Genomic DNA, 21659 nt, shown 5'->3' on the forward strand with positions numbered 1-21659 from the left:
CCATCATTATCGCGCCAGCAAAACCCGGCGTTACAGTTCCGAGACCTTGCGCTACGTCACAATTCGAGCCCGCTCGCCCTACCTGCTCCGACGCCGAGATTCACAGGTTACTTTCAGATAACAATTTGGCGAGTCCACAGGATCTGATTGTCACGATCAGGGCACCGGGGGTGGAATCGGCAAATTACAGCGCTGGAGTTCGTACAGCGGGTTCCGGTCGATCCGATATGACGTGAACCCGGCTGCCTGCCGAACGTTGTGCCGGAATCGTTCGAATGTCCACGGTGCCGAGTACGACGCGATCAGATCCTCCGTGGGCTTACAGGTCAGTGCCACCTGCGCCTGCCGAACCCCGTCCTGACTGATGAAGGGTGGCAGCACCGGGTATCGCGGGTAAGCGCCCGATTCGGCGATCACCCACTCCGGGTCCAGATCCTTGTCATGACCGATCCGGCCGTCCGGAAGACGATCGGAGTGAGCGGCGATCGGGTATGCCAGGCCCATCTGGTCGATGACCCGGACGTCGAGCGGCGCATTCATACTGGTCATACCGAGGTTCAAGTAGTACACGGTCAACTGCTTGACCACATTGTCCGGAGGTGGCACCGGCAGCGGATCGAAGTACCACTCGTTGTAGTTCGGAGACGGCAAGAGGACGCCACCGGTGTCCTGATGCTCGGCGATCGATTCGACCATCGCCCGGACTCTCGGATAATTCAGATAGTCCTCAGCGGTGATGGGATGTTCGACGCCGATGTTCTGTATGTAGTAGCGCCGCTCGTCGACGATGCCACCGCGGCCGATCTCGGTGCCGTTGGTCATGCCGGCCACATGCGCGGTCGAGACGGCCCATACGACGGTGGTCACCCAGAGACCGGCCATCACGCCGGCTCCGACCCAGCCGACGATCTGGTCGCGGCCCAGCGCGGTCGGGATGACGATCGGGATGACCATCACCGGGAGCATCAGCAGGAACAGCGGAACCAGCAGCACACGCGCGTGCATGAAGTCGCCACCCTGGCGAACCCAGTAGAGCGCCTCGACCAATCCGGTGACGATGATCAGGGCGACAACGGCCGTCGGGGTCTGCAGGCTGCGACTGACCATCGCGGTCCGCGCCCGCCATCCCCGATCCTGGTCCTCACGGTTCGAATCGGCTGCGGAATCGACCTGCCGACTGCGCAGGTACCAGGCCACCGCGGCCGCGACCACCGCAACGATCAGTGGCAGCAGCAATAGATAAGGACTGAACATGTTGCCGAGGTAGCGGAAACCCTGTTCGAACTTCGATCCGCTGGCATCCTTCGCCACCGCCGTGTTCGGAACCAACAGGCCGTAGTAGCCCATCCGGAAGATCTGGTAGGCCACCGGGAGCACACCCGCCACGGCTGCGAACGCCAGTCGCATCCGCCACGTCATCGGCGCACAGACCACCAGCAGCAGGGCGCATCCACCGACGAGTGTCAGTTCCGGCCGGATCAGCGGCGCCAGGCCTGCGGTGAATCCGAGCAACAGGGTGGTGATGGTCTGTTTCCGGCCGAGGTGTCCGGTCGATGTCTCTCGCTGACTCCATGCGATCAACTGACACCACAGCAGGGCAGCCCAGAAAATACAGAGCGAGGTCTCCAGACCGCTGGTCGCGAAGTCGCGGGCAGGCGGCAAGGCGATGTAGACGAGCGCACCGAGCGGGAGCAGCAACATCCAGCCGCGGTTGACCGGGCCACGGCCCTTGTCGATGCGGTACAGGCGCCCGGTTCCGTACATGGCCAACGGGAGGGCGGTGACCGACAGAACGAGTGCGATCCACAACACCACGTACTCGGTCCTGGCGTCGGTCACCCAACTCCAGAACCAGATCAGGTAGGTCCACACAGTCGAGGTGTTCGCCTCGACCCGCTCCCCCTTGTTGAAGACCGGACCGTTGCCTGCCAGCAGGTTGCGAACCGTCCGGAGGACGATCAGTCCGTCGTCGGCGATCCAGCGACGCTGCCATGCTCCGTAAGCGAAGATGGCGCCGACCACGACCGCACTGATCGACAGTGAGATCGTGGCCGGATTGATCCTGCGGCCCAAAACCGTTGGTTCAACTGATGGCATAGACCGCGACACCCACGCATACTAACCAGGCAATGGCCAGCAGCTGGAGAACACGGTCACCGAGCGCGATTTCTTCGGGTTCGCCCGCTTGACCACCGTCAACATCCACGGCGTAGCGAAGGATTGCGACGGTGAACGGCACCATCGACAGGGCATACCAAACGTTGTCGTCGTGGTTGCTGTCCGCATCGAACGCCCACATTCCGTAGCAGAGCACCACGGCGGTCGCCGACAACGTCCACACAAATCGCAGGTACGTCGTTGTGTAGTACTCGAGGCTCTTACGGATCTTGGCGCCGGTGCGCTCGACCAACTGGAGCTCGGCGTACCGCTTGCCTGCCGCCATGAACAGCGACCCGAACGTCATCACCAACAGGAACCACTTGGACAGACCGTCGGGCAGTTCGGCAGCCACGCCACCGGCGATGGCGCGCAGCAGGAAGCCGGACGACACGATGCAGATGTCGATGACGGGCTCGTGCTTGAGCCCGAAGCAATAGCCGAGCTGGATCACCAGATAGACACCGATGACCGCGGCAAGTTGCCAGTTCGCCAGGAACGAGATGCCGATGGACAACGCACCCAGGACCACTGCCAGCGCGAACGCCAGCGGCACCGGAACCACTCCGGCCGCGATCGGACGGAACCGCTTGGTCGGGTGATTACGATCGGCCTCGACGTCGAGGGCATCGTTGATCAGGTAGACGCAGGAAGCGACCAGACAGAACGCAACAAACGCAATCGCGGTCCGGGCCAGGATGTCGCCTTCGTCAACGGCCCCCGCGGCCAACGGTGCGGCCAACACCAGAAGGTTCTTGATCCACTGTCGCGGCCTGACGGCCTTGACCAGGCCTGTTGCCAAATTCTTCGGCGGTCCACGCAACGCGCCGTGCTCGATCGGCTCCTCGCTCACTGCACTCCTCGGTTCTCAGTTCGGATCAGTCTTTCACCTGTGGTCAGCGCGGCCGCACAGGTGGCACCGATCAGCGCCCCGCCGATCACATCGGTCGGGTAGTGAACGCCCAAGACCAGTCGCGACATCAGCATCGGCGGCACCAGTACCGCCGGAAGGGCCGCGACCGGAAGGCCCGCCGCGCGGCCGAGCAGAATCGCGGCCGCGGTGGTCGATGTCGCATGACTGGACGGGAAACTCAACTTACTGGGGGTTCCGACACCGATCTCGACCCGCGGGTCGTTCGGACGGCGGCGGCGGACCACCCGCTTGATCACGACGGAGGCGGCGTGGGCGCCGAACGCCCCGACCCCGGCGGCGATCCACTTGTCGCGTCCCGACTTGTCACCCCGGAGCTGCGCGATCGTCCCGCCTGCGGCGGCCAGAGCCAGCCAGCCGAGGGAGTGCTCACCGAAATGCGAGAGCCCCCGGGCAGCGGTCACCGCTCCCGGCTTGTTGATCAGCGCACGTTGGATCCCGACCAGAATCTTGGTCTCGCCACGCAATACACCGATGGGACTCAGCTCGACCTCAATCGATTCCGAAGACACGCTCCCAGCTTTCTTTACTGGTCAGGTCCGCATGCGCGGATCGGTAGGTTTCTCGCATCTCGGGGAAACGAGCGCGGAGTTCCTTGATCAGGGCGGCTGATTCCTTGGCCAGCTCGATCATCTTGTCCCGGTCCCGCTGGCGGTACACGACTCCGCGGCCGTCGGCGGTGGTCACGGTGACCCCGTCAACCCGGCCGAGGCTGAACCAACGCGCTTGCAGCGGCGGGTAATTGGCCTGCGGGACCTCATGGTGGCGCGGATCTGCCGGGCGGAGGTTGTTCACAACCGCGGCACCGAGTGACCGGATCTTCGAGATCGGGTTGGTCGGGATGCTCATCCCGAAACGTGTTGCCTCCCCAGTGGTCCGGGGCAGTTCGGTGGCCGATGGAAGAACCACCGCATCGGGGTACTGCTTGCGCATGGCCGCGATCTTCGGCAGCGCCGTCGGCAGCAGGTCCCGAACATGGTCGGGACCGGCCAGGAAGTCACGGATGGCCTCGTTCTGGATGGCGACCGTCGAATACTCCAGGCACAGAAGATGTTTGGCCGTGGCCTTGGACATCGACTTCAGGATGCCACTGATCGAACCCTCGTGGTGGATCGAGGCGACCACCAACCGGTTACGGAGGTGGAAGTACGCCTGCCAGTCGATGGCGTCGTCTTTGTCACTCCAGGCCATGTGCCAGATGGCAATACCGGGAATGGTGGCCGTCGGGTAGCCGGCCTTGCCCGCACGCAGCGCGTATTCCCAGTCGTCCCACTTGATGAACAGCGGCATCGGCAGGCCGATCTTTTCCGCGGTCTCACGAGGGATCATGCACATCCACCAACCGTTGCCGTCGACGTCGATGCGCCGGTGCAGGTCCTTGGAGTTCTCCCGGTCGCGCAGCGGGTATTCGGCGAAGTCGTGGTCGTACTCGACGTACGGCGCACTGGTCCACATGAAGTTGCTGTGGTCGATGACCTCTCCCATGCAGTGCAGGTGACTGCGGTCCTGCAGGTTGAGCATCTGACCGCCGACGAGCATGGGCGACTTGGCGAATCGCGACAGCGCCAGAGCGCGCAGGATCGAATCCGGCTCGATGCTGATGTCGTCGTCCATGTAGAGGACGTACGGGCTGTCGGTCTGCTTCAGCGCCTCGTACATGATGCGTGAATAACCGCCCGAGCCACCGAGGTTGCCCTGCTTGAACATGTGCAGCCGGTCGCCGAGCGCGGCGGCGGCCTCGGCGTAGCCGGGCTCTTCCTTGACCAGCTTCGTGCCCTGATCAGGCATCATCACCGCGTCGATGACCTCATCGACCAGCGGATCGGAGGTCAACGCGCGCAGCGCATTCACCGCATCGGTGGGGCGGTTGAACGTCGGGATACCGATGGTCACCCGCTTGGTCTCCGGACCGGTCGGCGCATCGATCGGGGCGTACCAACCAGCGGCGCGCACCTCCACCTCGGTGTCGGTGGTGATGTCGAACCAGATCCAGCCACCGTCTTCGAACGGCTCCAGGCCGACCTCGAATTCGATGACACCGTCACCGTTTTCGTCAATCGGAACCAGGTTGCCGTCGACCGCGATACGGGATCCATCGATCTTCGACCGGTACACGTCGACACGGCAGGCGCCGGTGACCTCGATACGCAACACAACGGACTTCAGGATGCTCCAACGGCGCCAATACGACGCAGCGAAAGCGTTGAAGTAGGTCAGGAAGCTCACCTCGGACTCGGCACCGAGCAACACCGAGGTCCGGGTCGGCGCATGTGCGCGTCGAGCGTTGTTCTCGGACTCCACCAGGTAGAGCGACCGGACGTCCAGCGGTTCACCCTGTCGCGGGAGAATCACGCGTTGCAGCAAGGTTTTTGCCGCGTCGTGGGTCTGCGGGCTCTGTGACTGCTCGGCTTCCGTTGTCACTGTCCCTGTTGCTGTCCCGGTCACTGTTCCACCTCTGTCGCCAGTGGCGCACCGGATTTCAGGTGCGGCGCAAGCGTGTTCTCGTACATCGTCAGGGCGCTGGCGATGGCCATGTGCATGTCGAGGTACTGATAGGTGCCCAGACGGCCACCGAACAGCACCTTCGACGAAGCCGTCTCGGCGGCTGCCCGTGCGCGGTAAGCACTGAGCTTCTCGCGGTCCTCAGGTGTGTTGATCGGGTAGTACGGCTCGTCGTCGTTCTCGGCGAAACGGCTGTACTCGCGCATGATGACCGTCCTGTCGGTCGGGTACTCGCGCTCGGGATGGAAGTGCCGGAACTCGTGGATGCGGGTGTACGGCACGTCCGCGTCGTTGTAGTTCATCACCGGGGTTCCCTGGAAGTCTCCGGTATCGAGTACCTCGGTCTCGAAATCCAGTGTTCGCCAGCCGAGTTCGCCATCGGCGTAGTCGAAATAGCGGTCGAGCGGCCCGGTGTAGATCACGGGCGCGTCGGGGTTCTGTGCCCGCAACTCATCGCGGACGTCGAACCAGTCGGTCTCCAGACGGACGTCGATGAGGTCGCTCGCCGCCATGTTCTCGAGCCAGGCGGTGTAACCGTTGGTCGGCAGACCCTCATAGGTGTCGTTGAAGTAGCGGTTGTCGAAGGTGTAGCGAACCGGGAGCCGGGCGATGTTCGCCGCAGGCAGCTCCTTCGGGTCGGTCTGCCACTGCTTGGCCGTGTAGTGCTTCACGAACGCCTCGTAGAGAGGGCGGCCGATCAGGCTGATGGCCTTCTCTTCGAGGTTCGTCGCCTTGGCGGTATCGATCTCACTGGACTGCTCGGCGATCAGCGCGCGTGCCTCGTCCGGCGTGAAGTAGCGACCGAAGAACTGCGAGACCAGGCCAAGGCCCATCGGGAACTGGTACGCCTGTCCCTGGTACATGGCGAAGACACGGTGCTGATACCCGGTGAAGTCGGTGAACTTGTTGACGTAGTCCCACACCTTCTTGTTCGAGGTGTGGAACAGGTGTGCGCCGTACTTGTGGATCTCGATCCCGGTGGTGGGTTCGGGTTCGGAATACGCATTGCCGCCGAGATGGTGACGCCGGTCGATGACCAGGACACGTTTGCCGAGCTCGGTGGCCACCCGTTCTGCAACAGTCAGTCCGTAGAATCCCGATCCGACCACAAAGAGGTCATAGCCGGACGCGGCATCAGGGCTGGATTTGTGGGGGGTCACGGGTGTTCAGGGTAACCGAACCGTCGAGCTACTCCGATTCGCCGGGCAGGTACACCGCCAAACACGTCGTGACCGTGCGGGAACATTCCGGGGTCGGCCGGACTCCTATTACTGACAAACCGGCGACCCATCTTTTCGGCGGACGCACCATCGACCCAGGAGAAGTACCGTGACCAGCCCAGATGACCAGCTCGACGGGATCTTTTCCCAGATCGCGGCGCAGGACCAGGTTGATCCGGCGGTCTTCGATCAGACCCTCGAAGCCGCATTCGACTACACCGGATCCGGCTTCGAGGACCTGATTCCAGAGACCGAAAGCACACTGCCGGACGATCAAGACGAGACCAGTGACGACCTGTTTGTCGGCGATACCACCGATGACTTCGACAGTGACGACCCTGACACCGACGCCACAGACTCATCCGACTCCGACTTCACGGACCACACGGACCACACGGACTACTCAGATTCCACGGACACGACCGGAGACGACCTACTCACCTGACCCGGCCCCCGATGATGTGCCCTTTTGGCGAACAAAAGCCCAGGTGGGCGCCGCCAAAAGGGCACATCGTCGGGGTGCGGCGGGGTCAGGCGAGGGTTTCCAGGAGTTTGGCGCGGGCCCGGTTGATGCGGCTTTTGACGGTTTGCACACCAACGCCCTGCTGGTCGGCGATCTCCTGATAGGACAGATCACCGAATTCACGCAGGACGATGGCCTCACGGAACTCCAGCGGTAACAGGGCCAAGGCCGCACGCACGCGGTCGACGTCGGCGACCTGGGCATCGACCCGCGGTGCCGAGGATTCGAACTCGGGAGGTCCGTCCGCCGAGGTGTCGAGCCGCTTGCGGATGACGGCCAGCGCCGCGTTGGCAGCGATCCGGTACATCCAGCTGGTGAACTTCGAATCGCCGCGGAACTTGCCGATGTTCTGCCAGCCGGCGATCAGCGCATCCTGCAGCGCATCCTCGGCGTCGTACTTGTTGGCGGTGATCCGGAGGCAGACCGCCCAGATCTGATCCCGGTTCCGGGTGACCAGCTCACCAAAGGCCGCTTGATCGCCATCTTGGCTGCGCAAAACCAGGTCGCGCTCGCTCATGTCAGTCACTTGATCAATGTCGCAGACCAGGGTGGATGCGGCAGAGTCATCGGTGAAGAAACCGTCCCTTCGACTGACCCTGCCCCACCCTTGCCCCTGCCCCACCGATGATCTGGGAGTGATCGTGACCACTCGTGCCAACGCCGATGCGGTCGAGGCGCTTGGCGCTGCCACCGAGGCCTTACGTAAGTACGGACAGCCCAAGGCGGCCGACCTTGCCCAGGCGCGTTTTCACGCCGCCGATTCCGGTGGTGCGGTGGTGTTCGTCGGCGAGGTGAAGCGCGGCAAGAGCACCCTGGTCAATGCGTTGCTCGGACGGTCGCTGGCTCCGGTCGGTGTCGACATCACCACCAGCGCCAGTGTCTGGTTCACACCGCCGGACGACACTCTCGCGGCCGGCTCGGCGCGTCTGGACTTCCCCGACGCGAACCGTGTGATCCCACTCGCTGAATTGCCCGACTGGGTGACGATGGGCGGTCGGTGCGTCCAAGACCCCACCATCGAGGCCCTGCCCACCGAAGCCGTGGTGGCCGCCGATCCCCTGCATCTGCCCGGAATGACGCTGGTCGACACCCCCGGGGCCGGTGGTCTCGATCCCCGGCACGCCCGGCTCGCTCTGACCGCCGCTCGCCGGGCCGGGGCCATCGTGATGGTCTGTGACAGCGCCGCGCCACTGACCGCGCCCGAGGTCGAGTTCTTGCGGACTGCCACCGAGACCTCCGGGTCGGTGGTGGTCGCGATGACCAAGATCGACAAGAACCGCCGCAACTGGCGCACCATCGCCGAAGAAAATCGCTCGATCGTGCGCCGCGAACTCGGCCGGACCGCCACCGTGATCGGGGTGTCGGGTACCCGGGCCCTGGCAGCTCTCGACCAGGACCCCGCACACCGTGAGGAGATCCTCACCGCCTCCGGGATCGGAGCCCTACGCGATGCGATCAACGGATTGCTCGAGTTCGGCGAGATCTCGCCGATGCTCGACGGACTGCAGGTGTGCCGCAGCGGCATGCACCGGATGAAGGTCCGCCTCGACACGGAAATCGCGCTGATTCAGGGCGATTCGTCCGCGCTGGACGATCTGAACCAGAAGAAGGCGCGGCTCAAGGAGCTTCGCGACCACGGCACCGAATGGGACCAGCATCTGTCCCGCGACATCACGCTGGCCCGGCAGCGGGCGACCGCCCAGTTGGACGGCGACCTGAACCGGATCAAAGAGGACTGGACCGGCCGTATCAACGGTGAGGGCTGGCGGATGCTGCGCAAGCAGCCCCAGGTCTTCACCGCCGCGATCACCTCCGATCTGCAGGCTGCCGGGGCCCGGTCCTTCGACACCTTCGCCTCGGCGTTGCACGACGTGGTGGCACAACTGTTCGGCAACGACGAACAGTGGGAGGACATCATGAACTCGGTGGCCGCCACGTTGGTGGCCGAGGACATCAATTCGCCTGAGGTGCAGAAGAAGTGGAAAGATGTGGTGGACCCCAGCGCGATGATGATGGGGTTCATGGGTGCCAATCTGCTGACCGGCGGCATGGTCGGCGGCGCCATCTTCGGAAGTCTTGCGATGGCCGCGGTGTTGCCGATCGGGTTGGTCGCCGGCGGCGTCTGGCTGTCGGTCAACCTCGGGTACCGCGCGATGCGCAACGGCCGCCAGCATCTGATCACCTGGCTCCGGGAAACGTTGGGACTCACCAGTAAGTCGACCCTGCGGGTGATCGACCGCACCGTCGCCACCGCGCGCCCGGAGATCGTGGTGGCGTATCGACGGCACCTGCGGGCCCAGACCGAGGAGATCAGCGAACAGATCAGTGCCGGCGCAGAGGCCGCCAAGGAGGACAAGGCGACCCGGGACAAGCGCGTGCGCGGGCTCACGCGCCGCCAGACCGAAATCGTCTCGCTCATCGAACAACTCGACACCGCGATCGGCGGACTCAAGAAGGCGAGCGCACCCCTGTGACCCGGCCACCGGTCCGGCGTACCCGGCCACATGCCCTGCGCGACCAGCTGACCGGCGCCCTCGCCCAGATCGCACAGATCGACCGGCCACTGGCGCAGGCCACCGCACGCATCCGTGATGACCTGTGGGCTCCACCTCGGGTGGTGGTTGTCGGGCGGGTCAAGGCCGGGAAATCAACGCTTGTCAACGCACTGATCGGTGACCGGGTTGCCGATACCGCCGCCACCGAATGCACCAAAGTTGTTGCGGTTTACCAAGATGGCGCACCTTCGCGGGCCGAGGTCGTCACCGTTGGAGGAGTCCGCCGCAGTGCACCGTTGACCGACGGCCGGGTCACCGAACTCGGTGTTGCCGCCGAAGACGTCGCCTACGTCAACCGCTACCTCCCGAGCCGGTTGCTGCAGAGCATGATCCTGATCGATACTCCGGGTCTGGCGACCATCACCACCGGCAACGAGCAGGCCACCCGCCGGGCGTTGATCGACGGCTTCGGACAGACCCGCGAGGCATCGGTCAACGCCGATGCGGCGATCTTCCTCTTCGACGCGACCCCCCGCGCCGACGAGGTGCAGTTCTTGCACGACCTCGGCTTCTCTGCAGTCAACACGATCGGGGTGCTGGCCAAAGCAGATACCCTCGGCGAGGGCGCTTTTGGTGATGTCGATCCGATCGAGGAAGCGCAGAAGCAGTCCGATGCGATCGCGGCATCACTGACTGCCGGCCTCCTCACCGTGCAACCGGTGGCGGGCCTTCTGGCCCAGACCGCGCAAACCGGGCAGTTCACCGAATCCGACGCCGATGCCCTGGCCGCGCTCGCCGGCCTCTCCGACCCACAGCTGGAGCGCTGGCTCGAATCCCCGACACCATCGATCGGCACCGACGCGCAACGCGACCGATTGCTGGACCTGTTGGGCGAGTACGGCCTTCGGCACGCCCGCACCGTGGCCACCCGCGGCGCGTACGCCGTCAACGCCTGGTTGCAACAACATTCTAGGGTGGACGAGCTGCGCGCCAACATCGACGTCAATCTGACCCGATCGGTGTTGATCAGCCGGGCGGTGGCCGCCTGCACCCAGGTCGAGCACCTGGCCCTGACCCATCCCGCGGGCGGGCAGATCAGGTCGATCCTGCGCCAGGTGCGCCGAAGTCCCCAGGCCCACACGATGGCCGAGTTCAAAGCACTGGGGTCCCTGACGCAGACCGATCCGGAATCGCCCTGGGTGGGCGAGCTTCGACAAGTCCTGGTCGGCTCCGGGATCGGTGGCCGCGTGGGGCTGCCGCCACACGCCGACCGCAACGCCATTGCCTCCGAACTGGACCGTCGACTGCAGCGGGTGCACGCCGCCGGATTGCTCGGCGGGTCGGCGGCCGAGGAACAGGCCGTTGCCGTTCTGCTGCACACATATTCGATGATGCGCCGGGCGGTCTAGATGACCGAGAACAGGATTTCCTCGTCCTTCAAGATGACGACCCGCAAGCGAGGCCGGGAGGTTCACCATGAGCAAGAACACCTTTCTACCCCTCTGGCGATGGAGATAGAGACGGTTGACGTTCGATGATGCCGAACCACACCTCCTAGCACTTGATTTTGTCGCGCTAGTGAAAAGCGGCCTTTCATGAGAAAGAAGCGGCTCGAGACTCGGACTGTCCACCGTGAGACTTCTTGTCCGAACGAAGTCTTTTTCGGCTGGTGTCGGATCCGAGCGGAGTCGTTCGTTGAATAGGTGAAAAGTGCCAACGTGGTGCCGGAGCTGGAGAACAAAAGAAATGAAACTTACGACGATCACGCAGCTCACTCTTGACGGAATGACCCACTACACATGAGGAGGCGCCACCATGACCGAAACCACACCCCGCACCATCCATGAGGTCATAGACCGATACATCAAGGCATTCCGTTTGGATGATCCAACGCTCCTGGAGGATCTGATCTCAGACGAATGCGTCATCGAGGACACGAGCCCGGCTCCCGACGGAGCCCGTCACGAGGGCGGTCGAGCCTGTTTAGCGCGCTGGTCCGAACTCGCGGGCAACGCGGACCTCAACTTCTCGACCGAGCCCGCGGAAATCCTCGGTGATCTCGCCGTGGCACCGTGGATCCTGCGCTGGGGAAGTGGCGAGAATGACTGGGTCCGCGGCGTAAACCTCATCCGCATCCGCGACGGCAGGATCGTCGAGGCACGCGGCTACGTGAAGACTTGAGGAGGTGCGGCTGTGAAGCTTGACCGCACAACGGTCTGCCCACCGATAGCGGATCGCTCCGTGTCGAACACGCCCAACGGACTCTGAACATGGCGGTCATCGACGACGTACGAGCGCTGGGCGCAGAGTTGGAGCGCTCCTACCATGCCTACGTGCGCGGGCGGTTGAAGTTCCGCGTCGGTCAGATGGTCTACGTCGCGTTCTCGCTCGACGAGAGCGTGATGGGGTTCGCCTTCCCGAAGGAGGAGCGGGCAGCGCTAGTCGCGGCGGATCCACGCAAGTTCCAGATGCCCTCGGAGTCAGACCTGCGCTTCAACTGGATCCACGCCGATCTTGCGGCCCTGGAGCCGACCGAGGCCCGCGAGCTCGTCGTCGATGCCTGGCGCATGGTCGTCCCAGCGAAGGTCTCCCGCGCCTACGACCTCTCGCATCCCGGTGGCCCGCACTGACAACTGACGAGGGCCCAATGAACGGCACCACTGGCTGGTGCGCCGACGTAACGCCATCTGTCCAGACGCATGGTTCGAAAGAGATCCGGAGTCGGTGTCGGATCGGGGCAGTGGTGTTCGTAGGAGTAGTGAGAGGTCGTCCACCAGGGCGGCCCCAAGTGCAGGGGAACCGTGATCATGAGATTGACGACCATGACGCAAGTCACCGTCGATGGGGTTATGCAGGGAAACGGTGGTGCGTCGGATGACCGAAGGAACGGATTCGAGCGCGGCGGATGGGCGCTGGGGAAGGGTGACGACGAGACCAGGACATTCATCACCCAGACCTTCCAGCGCGCCGACGCGTTCTTGTTCGGTCGGTGGACCTACGAGCTGTTCGCGGGCTCGTGGGGAGCAGTTGCGGATATGCAACGCCATCCCATCGGTGTGGCGTTGAATGAGACACCTAAATTTGTGGCGTCGACCACGCTCACCGACTCGCAATGGGCGGGCACAACGTTCCTCTCCGGTGATCTCGCGACCGCTATCGCAGATCTGAAGGCCAAGCCGGGGGGCGAGCTGCAGGTGCACGGCAGTGGCGCGCTGACGCAGTGGCTGCTAGAGAACGATCTGGTCGATGAGATGACCCTGCTTGTCGTCCCCGTGATCCTCGGCCAGGGCGCGCGGTTGTTCCCGGAGACCGGTCCAGACCTTGCGCTCGATCTGGTCGAATCGCGAGTCGACTCAAAGGGCGTTGCGATCCAGGTCTACTGGCCGGCCGGGCGGCCGCAATATGCAGCAGGCTGAAGTACCTGACCGGCGTTACACAATGTCCTGAAACCCATAGGAGAGGTCCTCAGATGCAGTACCTAGTTTCCGTGATCGATGACAAGAGCAATCCCGGCAGCACGGACAGGCGGCCGCTGATCAGCGTGTTCAACGAACAACTGATCGCCGATGGCTACTGGGTGTTCGCAGGCGGACTCGCGGACACAGACGCGGCCACGGTCATCGACAACCGGGGCGAGCAACCGATCTTCAGCGACGGACCGTTCGTGGAGTCCAAGGAGTACCTCGCCGGTGTTTGGGTGTGGGAGGCGCCCGATCTGGATGTGGCACTCGCCCTCGCCGCCGAGGCTTCGAAGATCTGCGATCGGAAGATCGAGGTGCGACCGTTCCAGTGAGCGACGTCGAGGACGCAATCACCCGGGCACATCGTGACGAGTGGGCCCGGCTGGTCGCCAGGCTGACCAGAAGCTTCGGCAACCTCGACCTCGCGGAGGAGGCTGCGGCCGAGGCGTTCGCGACAGCCGTCGCGCGGTGGCCGGCCGACGGCGTGCCACCGAATCCTGGCGCCTGGCTCACCACCACCGCCAACCGCAAGGCCATCGATCGCATACGGCGCGAGAACAAACGCGACGACAAGCACAAAGAGGCACAGATGGTGTGCGACAACGCTCCACCCGAGTCGATCGGTGCCATCGATGACGACCGGCTCCGGTTGATCTTCACCTGCTGTCATCCGGCGTTGGCGATGGAGGTCCGGGTGGCGCTGTCACTGCGCATGATCGGCGGTCTGACCGTCCCTGAGATCGCCCGCGCCTTCCTTGTGCCCGAGAGCACGATGGGACAGCGGATCACCCGTGCGAAAGCCAAGATCAAGGCAGCTCGCATCCCTTATAGGGTGCCGTCTGCGGCGGATCTCCCTGGCCGCGTCTCCGGTGTCCTCGCCGTGCTCTTCCTGGTCTTCAACGAGGGCTACCTGGCGACCGGCCCCGACACCGACCCGGTACGTGCTGACCTGACGGTCGAGGCGATCCGGCTCACTCGCCTGGTCCGTGCCCTCATGCCGGAGGATGGTGAGGTGGCCGGATTGCTGGCGTTCATGCTCCTTACCGAGGCCCGCCGCACCGCTCGGATCTCGGCAAACGGCGAACTGGTTCCCCTCGATGAGCAGGACCGAGGGGAATGGGACGCGGTGCTAGTTGCTGAGGGTCATCGGCTGGTGCGCGAGCGCCTGGCCGCCGCCGGGGAGGCTCCGGGTCGCTACCAGATCCTGGCAGCGATCGGCGCCGTGCACACCTCCGCCCCCAACATCCGCGACACCGACTGGTCACAGGTTCTCGCCCTCTACGACCAGCTCGTCAAAGTCGACCCGTCGCCGATCATCGACCTCAACCGGGCCATCGCGGTCGCCGAGCTAGATGGCCCGGAAGCGGCACTTGCGATCGTCGACCGGCTTGAAAAGGGATTGGATGGTTATCACGCCTTCCATGCAACCCGCGCCGACCTTCTGCGCAGGCTGGGCCGCAGCGAGGATGCCCGCGCGGCGTATGACAAAGCCATCGAAGTGGCGGGCAACACCGCGGAGGCTGCCTTCCTGACACGCCGCCGCGACCAGCTGCAGTAGTGCAGACGGATCCGGTCGAAACCCGTTCAAGCGGTGTCCGGTCAGCATGGAATACCCCGCTAGGAGCAGACGGCAGGGCAGCAGGTCCGTGCCTCCCGGTGCCGCCCCCCGAGTCCAGGCCCGAGGTCCGTGTTCCATTGCTCATGTCAAAAATCACGAGCCCAAACTATGGATGCCGTTGAGCTACGGAATAATTCATACCGTGGGCTACCCACTGACACGTCGCTTCGACACCAGTCACCGGTTGCGGGTAGACGAAGCGACCCTTCTGACTTTGTGACCCTCAGATGGACTTTCCGATCTGATGGGCAACAAATATCTCTGACAACTGCTCCGACGTCAGCGCCGGACTCTCCAGCGGGGTCAGGCTGGTTCGTGAGGCCCGGATGCCATCGATGATCATGCCCATCGTCCGGCGCCACAGATCCGGGTTGTGCGACCTCGCGAACTGAGCGGTGGCCTGAATCGAAAAAGCCAGCACCGGAAGATCGGTGGCCTCGAAATCGGCGCGCAGTTCACCGGCCTCCTTCGCCCGCAGGACAAGGTGTTCGGCGGCATCGTTGATGGTGGCCTGAGCCTCGGTGATGTGTTCGGCCAGTTCGATGCTGGCACCCGACGTCTGTGGAATCGATGGCGCACCGGCGAACACGAGATCCCTCATGACGCGATCGTCGGCCATCATCGTCGCACTGGAATACAGAAAGTGCAGTAGACCCTCCCAGGGATCGGCGAGCGCCTCGGCCTCACCGACCATGGCCGCCACATCTCCGAGTCGCGCTGCGTAGAGCTCCTCGATGAGCCCTTCTTTGCTCTCGAACCGCCGATAGATCGTGCCAACACCCACACCGGCGTGACTGGCCACGTCGGCCAACTTCGCACCGAGCCCCTGGGCCGCGAACACCTCCCGAGCAGCAACGAGGATGCGGTGGTGGTTCTCCCTCGCATCGGCCCGCAGCACGTCGGACGTGTCCCCTATCTCAGCCATGGCTACAGCATAGCGCTAAGTGGAATCACTGGTTCCGTTCTGATACCATTAGCGGAATTGCCTATTCCGTTTCTGTCGTTTGAAAGAGAAACATGTCTACAACCCAAACTTCGCCGTCGCGAGAATCGACCGGCTCCAATCATCGCTGGCTGATCCTCGCCGTGCTCGCGGTCGCCCAGCTTATGGTCGTCCTGGACGCCACCATCGTGAACATCGCGCTTCCCGAAGCCCAAGAAGACCTGGGTTTCAGTGATGGCGATCGGCAATGGGTGATCACTGCGTACTCGCTCGCCTTCGGCAGCCTGCTGTTGATCGGCGGTCGGATCAACGACCTGTTCGGTCGCAAGAACTCCTTCATCGTCGGGCTGATCGGCTTCGCGGCGGCATCGGCACTCGGCGGCTGGGGACCGAGTTTCGAGGTCCTGGTCGGTGCACGTGCATTGCAGGGTGTCTTCGGCGCCTTGCTGGCGCCCGCAGCGCTCTCACTGCTCGCCGTGACGTTCGCCGGATCGCCGGATCGCGGTAAGGCCTTCGGCATCTTCGGGGCCGTCGCCGGCGCCGGTGCCGGCATCGGCCTCCTGCTGGGAGGCGTTCTCACCGAGTACATCTCGTGGAACTGGTGCCTGTACGTCAACGTCATCTTCGCCCTGATCGCCCTGATCGGCGCAATCGTGCTGCTACCCAAGCACATCAAGGCCCCCACCCGGACTCCGATCGACTGGGCCGGGACCATACTGGTCACCGTCGGCCTCTTCCTCATCGTCTACGGATTCGCCAATTCCGAGACCAAGGGCTGGACCGACAGCTTGACGCTGCTCCCCCTTGTCATCGGACTCGTGGTTCTCGTTGCCTTCGCCTGGGTTCAGACCAAGGTTGCCCATCCACTGCTACCGCTGCGGATCCTGGTCGACCGCATGCGCGGCGCGTCCTACCTCGTCATGCTCATCTCCTCGATCGGCATGTTTGCAGTCTTCCTGTTCTTGACCTTCTATCTGCAGAAGACCCTCGCATTCAGCCCGGTCGAAACCGGTCTGGCCTTCCTCCCGATGGTCCTGTCCATCGCCATCACAGCGGCGATCTCGGGTTCGGTGCTCATCACCCGGTTGAGCCCCAAAGTGATGGTCGCGGTCGGCCTTACGGTCGGCGCGCTCGGCATGGCGTACTTGACCAACATCGAGGTCGACAGTTCCTACGTCACCAGCGTGGTCCCCGGCCTGATCATGATCGGCATCGGCCTGGGCTCCGTGTTCGCCAACGCCATCAGCCTGGCGACCTACGGCGTCGCAGCCAGTGACTCCGGAGTCGCCTCGGCCACGATCAACACCGCGCAGCAGGTGGGTGGATCGATCGGCGTGGCACTGCTGAGCAGCTTCGCCGCAACCGCGGCCGAGAACTACGTCAGCAGCCACAGCCCGTCGGGCCCCGACGGCATGCAGGCCATCGCCGACGGCGCGTCCATGGCCAGCTATCACACCGCATTCTGGTGGGCTGCCGGCTTCTTCGCGCTCGGCGCACTGGTCGCCGGTGTCCTGTATCCCAACAAGATCCCGGAGATCGACCCGAACGCCGAACCCGTCATCGCACACTGATGCACTGACGCGCTGAACAACAAAGCCGCCGGACCCGAGATCATCGGGTCCGGCGTTTTTGTTCTCCGATCGAAAATCCTGCGCTCTATTGACAATTCACACTGTGGAATCCTCGGGAAACACGTAAGGTTCGCTCATCGTCGATGGTGAGGACCACAGTGTTTGTGTCGCGCAAGAGATCTGTAGCCATTTCGGTGATCATATTGTCGATCGTTCTGATCTTCACCGGATGTTCGTCATCGAAAACCGAAGCCGGCCCCGGTGCCAACCATGGGTCCGGCGGCAGCCCCGTCCCCTACCGCGAACCGGTGAAACTGACTGCGGCGGGCGGTGTTCTCGAAGTGCGCCTCTCCGCACATCAGGGCGCCATCGCCCTCGACACCGCATCAGGCCCGGTCGACGGCTTTCTCGTCTACGGCTATGACGTGATCAAGGGCTCGCCGTCGAACGGCAAGATGTCCGCCTCTGACCTCTACCCCGCCCCGACCCTGCGCGTCGATCCCGGCGAGACCCTGATCATCCACTACGACAACGATCTTCAGGACCTGACGATCGCCGACTACTTCGATCCGTCCTACACCGCCAAGGGCGAGGAGGTGCCGATCTACCCGGCGGCACAGGAATCCACGCCGCTGAACCTGCACACCCACGGGCTGCATGTGAGCCCGGAAGGTAACGCCGACAACGTGTTACTCGACATCCCGGCCGGTATGGGCAACACCTACACCTACGAGGTTCCCGACGACATGCCGAATGGGATGTATTGGTATCACAGCCACCGGCACCAGCTGACCGCACAGCAGACGTACATGGGTCTGGCCGGACTACTCGAAATCGGCCGTCCGGACGGCGATCTCCCGATCGTGACCGAGAACGACATCCCCATCCGGGACATGGCGTTGCAGTACAACTTCGTCTTCGACCGCGCAGGCAAAGGGAACCAGTTGAACGCCCCGAACTGGCCGCAGTTCGTGAGCACACTGACACCCCCCTCGGACTCTGAACTCGCCGACGGCACCTATCGGCCAGTCCTTGCGCCGGTGAACTTCTCCGAGACCACCGAGGGTGCGCAGTACTTCACCAACTGGTACTCCGGCCCGCTGTCACCGGACAACCATCGCGGCCAGAACCAGATGGTCCCGCAAAACCTGCAATCGTTCACCGGTGAGAAGATCACCATCCCGGCGAATCCGAATCTTCCCGACAACGAGCGCGATGTCCAGTTCACCGTCAACGGTCAGTTCCAGCCCGAGCTGAAGATCAAACCGGGCCAGACGGAGATCTGGGTCGTCGCCAACATCAGCGACTTCGCCTATATGCCTTTGCAATTGACGGAGACCGCGACCGGCAATCACCCGAAGTTCACCATCGTCGGGCAGGACGGTAATCCGTACACCGAGGTCCACGGTCCGGTCGACGGCGATGGCACGCGCCTGGTGGTTCCACCGGCCTCGCGGTACGCGATCGCCGTGACGATGCCGACCACGGGTGATCTGGTGCTCGAGATGCCCCCGCTCGAGAATGCCAAGCCCGTGATCAACCACGGCGTGCTGTACACCAACAACGGAACCGACAACCCGCCTGCGGAATTGGGCACGGTCACCCTCGATCCGCAGTACATCAGCTACGCCGATGGGTTCTTCACCTTCCCGACGCAAACACTGATCCAGGCGACACCCGATCGCGGAACGGGCCAAACCACCGACTTCACCATCGGCCAACAGCTCGACGCCTACACGTCGTTTGTCGACACCGCCTCGATGCCGGTCGACGTGAATCGCGAGCTCGTGATCAGCGGCGGGTTCGGCAACGACCTGGCCAGCAACAGCGATCCGAAGTCGTTCACATACGAGTTCGACTCCAACCTCTTCCCCAACATCCCGTTGATCCAGCCGCGACTGAACTCCGTCGAGGAGTGGAAAGTCGTCAACCTGAACAACGACGAGCATCCAATGCATATCCACGTCAACGACTTCCAGGTGATGGAGATCGTCGATCCGATGTCAGGTGTGACGACCGGCGTCCAACCGTGGGGCATCGACAACATCAATGTTCCGGCACCGGTGACCGACGACCAGGAAAACCCGCTGGTACCTGCATCGGTCACGCTGCGCAGCACATTCACCGACTACATCGGCAGCTACGTGATCCACTGTCACCGTCTCAACCACGAGGACAACGGACTGATGGCGATCATCAACGTGATCCCCGAGGAATCGACTTACGCTGTGGCCGTCGATGGTTCACCGACCGGCCCGGCGAAGGTACAGATCATGAACGGCGACGGCGACAAGCCGGTCGCGACGCTCACCCCGTTCGACGGATACAAAGGATCGCCCACCGTCGCGATGGCGGACGTCGACGGTGACATGATTCTCGATCTGGTCGCGGGCACCGGAGCGGGTGTGGCACCAGAGGTGGTGGCGTACAGCGGCGCCGGACCGTCACCTTTCACCGAGGAGCTGACCCGGTTCGCTCCGTTCGACGACGACTTCCGTGGTGGTGTCAACGTTGCCGGCGCCGATGTGGACGGGAATGCCCTGAAAGACAACATCATCGTGGGTTCCGGTCCGGGTATCGAAACGCAGGTGAAGATTTTCTCTTCGGATCTCCCTGCGAACAAGACCACCGCACCGAAGGTGTGGTCGAGCTTCACCCCGTATCCGGGTTCTCAGGCCGGCGTGAGCGTGGCAACCGGCATGGTGGATGCGGCCTCCGGCCGGGACAGCATCGCGACCGCGCCCGGCGCCGGTGACGCGCCGCTGATCAAGACCTTCCGGTACGACCTGTACACACCGACGGCCGAAGCCCAGCGAACCGGAACGAACACTCACTCAGCCCATTCCGTCGATCCCGCGGACGCCATCGCGCCAACCGTGACGTCAGAGTTCCTCGCATTCGATCCGTCCTACACCGGCGGTGTGTCACTGTCGACGGGCTGGGTCGCCGGTGCAGAGGGTGGCGCGAAGAGCATCATCGCCGGCATGAGCACTGGCGCCGGATCAGTGAAGGTGTTCTCGAGCGGCTCGCGCCTCGACGGCGCCCCGGCCATGTATTTGGAGAGCCCCGGCCACCACGATGGTCCGATCGAGTTCAGGGTGATCGCTTCATTTGAGCCATACACCGCGGGCGGCGTGCACGTCGCGACCACCAGTACGACCACCGGTGCGGATCTTCTTGTTTCCGGACCCTCAGGAGAGGTGCGCAAATACGTTCTGGCGCGGCCGAACCCGGACGCAACCACGTTGACCCCCACGCTGTTGAGCACGCTGCCACCCACGTCGTCCGGGGTGCCAGCGCTCGGTGGTCGTTAGGGGGGTGAAACCGCGGGACATCGGGATGCATGACCCTCCCCGACCCGAAGCGGTACTGTCCGAGGATGGACTACTCCGATGCGCTTGTGGAAGAGAACCGCCTGTTCGGTGAACTGATCCGGCAGGCAGATCCGGCACATCCGGTGCCGACATGTCCGGAATGGACCGTCCAGCAACTGTTTCGCCATGTCGGCCGTGGCGATCGCTGGGCCGCTGCGATCGTCGCCGAAAAACGCGAGCAACCACTCGATCCGCGATCGGTCAGCGGTGGAAAGCCGCCCGCCGATCCGGATCAGGCGATCGACTGGCTGCACGACGGAGCCCAGAAGTTGATCGACGCGGTCGCGGTGACCGGCCCGGATGCCCCGGTCTGGACCTTCCTCGGCCCGCGTCCGTCCGCGTGGTGGATCCGCCGCCGTCTCCACGAGGCGACGGTTCACCGGGCCGATGCCGCACTGGCACTGGGTCTTCCCTACGAGCTGAGCCCAGCTCTTGCCGCCGATGGAATATCCGAATGGCTCGACCTCCTGGCCCAGGCGGGCTCTGGCCGGCCCACCCCACTCGACGCCGGCACCACCCTGCACCTACACGCCCACGAAGACACCCTAGGCAACGCCGGTGAATGGTCGATCAGCGACGGTGACGATGCCATCATCTGGGACAACAGCCACACCAAGGCCGGGGCCGCAGCACGCGGACGCGCGATGGATCTCTTGCTGGCATTGACTCGTCGCCTATCGGCTGCCGAAGCAAACGTCGAGGTCCTTGGCGATCAGCAGATCTGGGAGACGTGGCTCGAGCGCACCGCGTTCTGAATCCGCCGCGGCGACAATTGATCCTTCATTGACAGGAAACTGACAGGAATCTACAGACCTTCCCTCAAGGTTCATCAGTTCTACTGTTCTCGTTCGCCTGGAGTTCATC

General features: G+C 63.6%; 18 protein-coding genes. 11 read left to right on the forward strand and 7 right to left on the reverse strand.

Features of this window, described 5'->3' with window-relative positions; genetic code table 11:
- Window positions 1–156: 156 nt before the first annotated feature.
- Genes AC1D75_RS02075 through glf form a run of 5 tightly spaced genes read right to left on the reverse strand, consistent with a single transcriptional unit; the run spans window position 157 to window position 6750 of the window.
- Window positions 157–2097: an arabinofuranosyltransferase AftB family protein gene (locus tag AC1D75_RS02075; protein WP_495513660.1), complete on the reverse strand. Its 1941-nt coding sequence runs from the start codon at window positions 2095–2097 to the stop codon at window positions 157–159.
- Window positions 2084–3010: a decaprenyl-phosphate phosphoribosyltransferase gene (locus tag AC1D75_RS02080; protein WP_495513661.1), complete on the reverse strand. Its 927-nt coding sequence runs from the start codon at window positions 3008–3010 to the stop codon at window positions 2084–2086. The genes AC1D75_RS02075 and AC1D75_RS02080 overlap by 14 nt, the downstream gene beginning before the upstream one ends.
- Window positions 3007–3600, reverse strand: a complete 594-nt coding sequence (locus AC1D75_RS02085) for a phosphatase PAP2 family protein (protein ID WP_482136763.1) — start codon at window positions 3598–3600, stop codon at window positions 3007–3009. The genes AC1D75_RS02080 and AC1D75_RS02085 overlap by 4 nt, the downstream gene beginning before the upstream one ends.
- Window positions 3581–5509 carry a glycosyltransferase gene (locus tag AC1D75_RS02090; RefSeq protein ID WP_495515954.1) on the reverse strand — a complete coding sequence of 643 codons (1929 nt, stop codon included), beginning with the start codon at window positions 5507–5509 and terminating at the stop codon, window positions 3581–3583. Before AC1D75_RS02090 ends, AC1D75_RS02085 begins: the two co-directional genes overlap by 20 nt.
- Window positions 5510–5529: 20 nt before the next feature.
- Entirely contained in the window at window positions 5530–6750 is a 1221-nt protein-coding gene (gene glf, locus AC1D75_RS02095; RefSeq protein WP_495513662.1) for a UDP-galactopyranose mutase, read from the reverse strand.
- A gap of 169 nt (window positions 6751–6919) precedes the next feature.
- Here glf and AC1D75_RS02100 point away from each other — a divergent pair, with 169 nt between their 5' ends.
- Window positions 6920–7255 (forward strand): hypothetical protein, encoded by a 336-nt coding sequence (locus AC1D75_RS02100; protein WP_495513663.1) that lies wholly within the window; start codon window positions 6920–6922, stop codon window positions 7253–7255.
- Window positions 7256–7340: 85 nt separating this feature from the next.
- Here the strand turns inward: AC1D75_RS02100 and AC1D75_RS02105 are convergent, their stop codons facing one another.
- Window positions 7341–7850, reverse strand: a complete 510-nt coding sequence (locus AC1D75_RS02105; RefSeq protein ID WP_495513664.1) for an RNA polymerase sigma factor — start codon at window positions 7848–7850, stop codon at window positions 7341–7343.
- Window positions 7851–7974: 124 nt separating this feature from the next.
- Here AC1D75_RS02105 and AC1D75_RS02110 point away from each other — a divergent pair, with 124 nt between their 5' ends.
- From AC1D75_RS02110 to AC1D75_RS02140, 7 genes are all read left to right on the forward strand, one after another.
- A complete protein-coding gene (locus tag AC1D75_RS02110; RefSeq protein WP_495513665.1) occupies window positions 7975–9807 on the forward strand; it encodes a dynamin family protein in 1833 nt (610 codons plus the stop codon).
- A complete protein-coding gene (locus tag AC1D75_RS02115; RefSeq protein WP_495513666.1) occupies window positions 9804–11237 on the forward strand; it encodes a dynamin family protein in 1434 nt (477 codons plus the stop codon). Before AC1D75_RS02110 ends, AC1D75_RS02115 begins: the two co-directional genes overlap by 4 nt.
- Before the next feature lie 406 nt (window positions 11238–11643).
- Entirely contained in the window at window positions 11644–12009 is a 366-nt protein-coding gene (locus tag AC1D75_RS02120; RefSeq protein WP_495513667.1) for a nuclear transport factor 2 family protein, read from the forward strand.
- 89 nt (window positions 12010–12098) lie between these two features.
- Window positions 12099–12458 carry an MmcQ/YjbR family DNA-binding protein gene (locus AC1D75_RS02125; RefSeq protein WP_495513668.1) on the forward strand — a complete coding sequence of 120 codons (360 nt, stop codon included), beginning with the start codon at window positions 12099–12101 and terminating at the stop codon, window positions 12456–12458.
- Window positions 12459–12650: 192 nt separating this feature from the next.
- Window positions 12651–13244 carry a dihydrofolate reductase family protein gene (locus AC1D75_RS02130; protein ID WP_495513669.1) on the forward strand — a complete coding sequence of 198 codons (594 nt, stop codon included), beginning with the start codon at window positions 12651–12653 and terminating at the stop codon, window positions 13242–13244.
- Between the two features lie 53 nt (window positions 13245–13297).
- Window positions 13298–13621 (forward strand): YciI family protein, encoded by a 324-nt coding sequence (locus AC1D75_RS02135; protein ID WP_495513670.1) that lies wholly within the window; start codon window positions 13298–13300, stop codon window positions 13619–13621.
- Entirely contained in the window at window positions 13618–14847 is a 1230-nt protein-coding gene (locus tag AC1D75_RS02140; RefSeq protein ID WP_495513671.1) for an RNA polymerase sigma factor, read from the forward strand. The genes AC1D75_RS02135 and AC1D75_RS02140 overlap by 4 nt, the downstream gene beginning before the upstream one ends.
- 283 nt (window positions 14848–15130) lie before the next feature.
- Here the strand turns inward: AC1D75_RS02140 and AC1D75_RS02145 are convergent, their stop codons facing one another.
- Window positions 15131–15832: a TetR/AcrR family transcriptional regulator gene (locus AC1D75_RS02145; RefSeq protein ID WP_495513672.1), complete on the reverse strand. Its 702-nt coding sequence runs from the start codon at window positions 15830–15832 to the stop codon at window positions 15131–15133.
- 92 nt (window positions 15833–15924) lie between these two features.
- On the opposite strand from AC1D75_RS02145, the gene AC1D75_RS02150 reads away from it, so the two are divergent.
- The 3 genes from AC1D75_RS02150 (at window position 15925) to AC1D75_RS02160 (ending at window position 21550) form a co-directional block, all read left to right on the forward strand.
- Complete coding sequence (locus AC1D75_RS02150) at window positions 15925–17421, forward strand: MFS transporter (protein WP_495513673.1); 1497 nt, start codon at window positions 15925–15927, stop codon at window positions 17419–17421.
- Between the two features lie 143 nt (window positions 17422–17564).
- A complete protein-coding gene (locus tag AC1D75_RS02155; RefSeq protein ID WP_495513674.1) occupies window positions 17565–20735 on the forward strand; it encodes a multicopper oxidase family protein in 3171 nt (1056 codons plus the stop codon).
- 65 nt (window positions 20736–20800) lie between these two features.
- A complete protein-coding gene (locus AC1D75_RS02160) occupies window positions 20801–21550 on the forward strand; it encodes a maleylpyruvate isomerase family mycothiol-dependent enzyme (protein WP_495513675.1) in 750 nt (249 codons plus the stop codon).
- The last annotated feature ends 109 nt before the right edge of the window (window positions 21551–21659 follow it).

This window comes from Williamsia sp. Y712 (assembly GCF_059445525.1).